The following is a 521-nucleotide window of genomic DNA, read 5'->3' on the forward strand; positions in this document are numbered from 1 at the left end:
GCCTGGCGCGGCGCGCGCGGGTCCGGCGGCGAGCAGCGTTGCGGCGCCTGTGATCAGGCTGCGGCGCGTGAGGCGGCTCACAGCACGAACCCCATGGGATGGCCGCTGACGGGGTGGGGCAGGATGCCCATGTCGAGGTCGTAGACCGCCTTGAGCGTCTCGGGCGCCATCATCGCGCGCGCCGGGCCATGGGCCACGAGGCGTCCCGCGCGCAGCGCCACCAGGTGGTCGCAGGTGCGGACCGCAAGGTTGATGTCGTGCAGCACCACGATCACCGTCAGGCCGTCCTCGCCCGACGCCAGTTCGCGGACGATGGCGAGCAGCTCCATCTGGTGGGCGATGTCGAGCGCCGAGGTGGGCTCGTCCAGAAGCAGGCAGCGCCCACCGGTGCCGCCCTTGAGCTGGGCCAGCGTCAAGGCGAGCCAGGCGCGCTGGCGCTCGCCCCCCGAGAGCCCGTCCACGCCCCGGTCGGCGAGAGGCTCCAGGCCGGTCCGCCGGATCGCCGCCTCGGCCGCCGCCGC

General features: G+C 74.7%; 1 protein-coding gene. It reads right to left on the reverse strand.

What is annotated here, in order from left to right; all coding sequences use genetic code 11:
* Positions 1–77 precede the first annotated feature (77 nt).
* On the reverse strand, positions 78–521 hold a 444-nt coding region (locus AC2W7M_RS27185), incomplete at its 5' end, for an ATP-binding cassette domain-containing protein (RefSeq protein WP_486136360.1).

This window comes from Xanthobacter sp. BG11Y11_SDJG (genome assembly GCF_057364445.1).